Origin of the sequence: Promicromonospora kroppenstedtii DSM 19349 (assembly GCF_000515355.1) — a bacterium.
Taxonomy (GTDB): domain Bacteria; phylum Actinomycetota; class Actinomycetes; order Actinomycetales; family Cellulomonadaceae; genus Promicromonospora; species Promicromonospora kroppenstedtii.
This window is the reverse complement of record NZ_KI911665.1, coordinates 45,990-50,350: the sequence shown is the minus strand read 5'-3', so window position 1 is coordinate 50,350 and position 4,361 is coordinate 45,990. Positions and strand designations below refer to the sequence as shown.

General features: G+C 72.2%; 3 protein-coding genes. All 3 read left to right on the top strand.

Annotation, left to right across the window (positions count from 1 at the left end):
* The first annotated feature begins 197 nt into the window (after positions 1-197).
* Entirely contained in the window at positions 198-794 is a 597-nt protein-coding gene (thpR, locus tag PROKR_RS12575; RefSeq protein WP_036963706.1) for an RNA 2',3'-cyclic phosphodiesterase, read from the top strand.
* Positions 795-1,383: 589 nt separating this feature from the next.
* Positions 1,384-2,451 (top strand): phenylalanine--tRNA ligase subunit alpha, encoded by a 1,068-nt coding sequence (gene pheS, locus PROKR_RS12570; RefSeq protein ID WP_036963704.1) that lies wholly within the window; start codon positions 1,384-1,386, stop codon positions 2,449-2,451.
* Position 2,452: 1 nt separating this feature from the next.
* Positions 2,453-4,361, top strand: a 1,909-nt coding sequence (gene pheT / locus PROKR_RS12565) for a phenylalanine--tRNA ligase subunit beta (RefSeq protein ID WP_051432934.1), incomplete at its 3' end; no start/stop codon positions are given.

Genomic DNA, 4,361 nt, shown 5'->3' with positions numbered 1-4,361 from the left:
GGGCCCGCGGGCGCGCTCGTCGTCGACGACCAGGGTGTGCGCTGGGTGCCGGCCGTCGACGTGAACCGGATCGTGCTCGGGGGCCAGATCGCGTTCGTGCTCGCGGCCGCGGCGGTCGCGTGGGCGCTCACGCGCCGTCGTCGTCGCCGGTGAGAAATGGCTCCCCGGAGCGCGGGGAGCGCCTCTAGGATCGTCGGGTGCGGTTGTTCACGGCGGTCATCCCGCCCCAGAGCGTCCTTGACCATCTCGGGCTTGCCATCGACGGCGTGCCGGCATCTCCGCGGTGGGTACCCCGGGAGAGCCTGCACATCACGCTCGCGTTCTACGCCGACCTCCCGGAAGGAACGGTCCCGGAGCTCCGCGACGATCTGTCCGACGTCGCGCGCAAGCACGGGCCGATCGACCTGCGACTGCGGGGCGCGGGCTCGTTCGGCGCCCGCGTCCTGTGGATCGGCGTCGACGGCGGCACGGCCGCGCTGAGGGACCTGGCGACCGACTGCCTCGCGGCCTCGCCCCGCGAGGTGCCCGACGACGTGAAGCCGCACCGGGCGCACGTGACCGTCGCCCGTGCGCGAGCCGGCCAGGTGAAGCCGCCGCGCGGACGGGACCGCTGGGGCAAGCGTGCGGGATCCGAGCCGCGGTCGGCCCTGGAGCCCGCCGCCCAAGCGCTCTCCGTGTACGCCGGTCCGGACTGGACCGCGGACTCGTTCGCCCTCCTGGAGTCCCATCCGGGGGAGGGGCCGCAGGGCGGTCCGCGCTACGAGATCGTCGAGACCTGGTCGCTCGAGGGCTGAGCGCACGAGTACTGACCTGCCCGTGGCCGTCGAGCCCCGCCTCCGTGGCCGGGACCAGGGCCGCCCCGACCACGGAGACATGACTGCCCGAAGTGCTGGTGAGCGGTGCGGCGGGCGCCCCAGGGAAGAGGCTGGTGAACCAGCCGACGCGCCTCGCTCACTCCCACCAGATTCGAACATGTGTTCCACATTAACGCACCGCTTCACGATATGCCACCGCACGTCGCCAACATGGGTTGGTCGCTCCCAACCAAGTCCAAAGCCGTAAAACGGGCAGCGTTCACGCGGCGGGTGGGGCGAGGCTACGCCCGCCTACCGACACTCATGAAAAGTGTGCCAAGCGCGATCGCGCCACCCCGTATCCACGTTGCCCGGGCTCGCCGACGCATGGAATGATGACGGCATGCAGCCACTCACCCGCCGATTTATGCGGCCCGCCACGGGCCGTGCGGCGAGCGCTGCGCGCGGGCACTGAGCCGCCCTGTGGACAACGCGTCCTGAGCCCTGGCGGGCACCTAGACTTCACATGCCGGTACGGGTTCCCGAGCAGGGGAGCGGGCCGGCTCCCGAATCCGCCAGGAAGGCAAGCATGTCCACGCCCGAAGAGAAGGCACCCATCGATCCGCTCGACGAGGCGGCACTCGACGCCGCGGTCAAGTCCGCTCTCGACGACATCGCCAAGGCCGGCGACCTCGACGCGCTGAAGGCCGTCCGCACGCAGCACACGGGGGACCGCAGCGCCCTGGCCCTCGCCAACCGGGGGATCGGCGCGCTGCCGGGACCCGACAAGGCGAAGGCAGGCAAGCTCGTCGGCCCGCGCCGCGGCCGGATCAACCAGGCGATCGCCGCCCGCCAGTCGGAGCTCGAGGCCGACCGTGACGCGCGCGTGCTGTTGGAGGAGACGGTCGACGTGACCCTCCCCGTGCAGCGCACGACGACCGGCGCGCGGCACCCGATCGAGCTGGTCCAGGAGCGCATCGCCGACTTCTTCGTGGGCCTCGGCTGGGAGATCGCCGACGGGCCCGAGGTCGAGGCCGAGTGGTTCAACTTCGACGCCCTGAACTTCGGCCCGGACCACCCGGCCCGCCAGATGCAGGACACCTTTTACGTCGCGGGCCAGGACGGCGCCGACTCGAACCTCGTGCTGCGCACCCACACCTCCCCGGTCCAGGCGCGCTCCCTGCTCGAGCGCGGTGTGCCGCTCTACATCGCCTGCCCCGGCCGGACGTTCCGCACGGACGCGCTGGACCAGACTCACACGCCGGTGTTCCACCAGGTCGAGGGCCTCGCTGTCGACAAGGGCCTGACCATGGCCAACCTGGTGGGCACGCTCGACGCCTTCGCGCGGGCCATGTTCGGCCCCGAGGCCAGGACACGCCTGCGCCCGGCGTTCTTCCCGTTCACCGAGCCGTCGGCCGAGATGGACCTGTGGTTCCCGCAGAAGAAGGGCGGGGCCGGCTGGATCGAGTGGGGCGGCTGCGGCATGGTCAACCCCAACGTGCTGCGCGCCGCGGGCGTCGACCCGGAGGAGTACACGGGCTTCGCTTTCGGCATGGGCATCGAGCGCACGCTCATGCTGCGCCACTCGATCGCGGACATGCACGACATCGTGGAGGGCGACGTGCGCTTCTCCACCCAGTTCGGGACGGAGATCTGAAGTGCCTCTCATCGTGAAGGACTGGCTCGCCGACCACGTCGACCTGCCCGCCGACCTGACCGCCGAGCAGCTCGCGGCCGACCTCGTGAAGGTGGGTCTGGAGGAGGAGGCGATCCATCCGGCCGCCGTCACCGGCCCCCTCGTCGTGGGCCGCGTGCTCGAGATGACCCCCGAGCCGCAGAAGAACGGCAAGACCATCAACTGGTGCCGGGTCGACGTGGGCCCCGAGCACAACGACGAGCAGGGCGCGCGCGGCATCGTCTGCGGCGCGCACAACTTCGGCGTCGGCGACCTCGTCGCGGTCTCGCTGCCCGGCACGGTCCTGCCCGGTCCGTTCCCCATCGCTGCTCGCAAGACCTACGGGCACGTGTCCGACGGCATGATCTGCTCGGTCCGCGAGCTCGGGATCGGCGACGACCACGACGGCATCCTGGTGCTGACCCGCCACGGGTTCGCCGCCGAGGACCTCACCCCCGGCCAGGACGCGATCGCGCTCCTCGGCCTCGGGGAGGAGGTCCTGGAGATCAACGTGACCCCCGACCGTGGGTACGCGTTCAGCTACCGCGGCGTGGCGCGCGAGTACGCGCACTCCACGGGCGCCAAGTTCACCGACCACGGCCTGGCCACCGGCGCCGAGCCGGCGGCCACGCCGGACGGCTTCGAGGTGCAGGTGCGGGACGACGCGCCGATCAACGGCGTGACGGGCTGTGACCGGTTCGTGACGCGGATCGTGCGCGGCATCGACCCGGCCGCGCCCACGCCGGCCTGGATGAAGCACCGCCTCGAGGGCTCCGGCATGCGGTCCATCTCGCTGGCGGTCGACATCACGAACTACGTGATGCTCGACCTCGGGCAGCCGCTCCACGCGTACGACCTGGCCAAGGTCGCGGCGCCGATCGTGGTGCGCCGGGCCGCGGCGGGCGAGCGCCTCACGACGCTCGACGACGTCGACCGTGCCCTGAACACCGAGGACCTGCTGATCACCGACTCGCCCGCAGGACCCGGCAGCCGCGTGCTCGGCCTGGCCGGGGTCATGGGTGGGGCGTCGTCCGAGGTCAGCGACACCACGACGGACGTGCTGGTGGAGGCTGCGCACTTCGACCAGATCACGGTCGCGCGCACGTCCCGCCTGCACAAGCTCTCCAGCGAGGCCGCCAAGCGCTTCGAGCGGGGCGTCGACCCCCTGCTGCCCGCGGTCGCGGCCCAGCGCGTGGTCGACCTGCTCGTCGAGCTCGGCGGCGGCACCGCCGACGCCGCGGTGAGCGACCTCGACCACACGGCCGAGACGAGCCGCCGGCCCATCTCGCTCAAGGTCACCGAGCCGACGCGGCTCTCGGGCGTCGAGTACACCCCCGAGCAGGTGCGCAGCACGCTCGAGGAGATCGGTGCCACGGTCGAGGCGGCCGGTGACGGCGTGCTCGCCGTCACCGCGCCGTCCTGGCGGCCCGACCTGACCGAACCGGCCGACCTGGTCGAGGAGGTCGTGCGCATCCAGGGCTACGACCAGATCCCGTCGGTTCTCCCGGCAGCCTCCGGCGGACGCGGGCTCACGGCCGAGCAGCGCACGCGGCGCTCCGTCGCGCGTGCCCTGGCCGAGGCGGGCTTCGTCGAGACGCTCAGCTACCCGTTCGTGGGCATCCCCGAGTACGACGCCCTCGGTCTGCCCGCCGACGACGAGCGCCGCAACGCGCTCCGCCTCGTCAACCCGATGGCCGACGACAAGCCGCTGATGCGGACCAACCTGCTGGTCACGCTGCTCGACACCGTGCGGCGCAACGTGTCGCGCGGGCTCACCGACCTCGCGGTCTACGAGATCGGGCTCGTCACCCGCCCGGTGTCGGGAGCGCCCGCGGCGCCCGCGCTGCCCGGAGGCGCGCGGCCCACCGACGAGCAGCTCGCCGCGCTCGCGG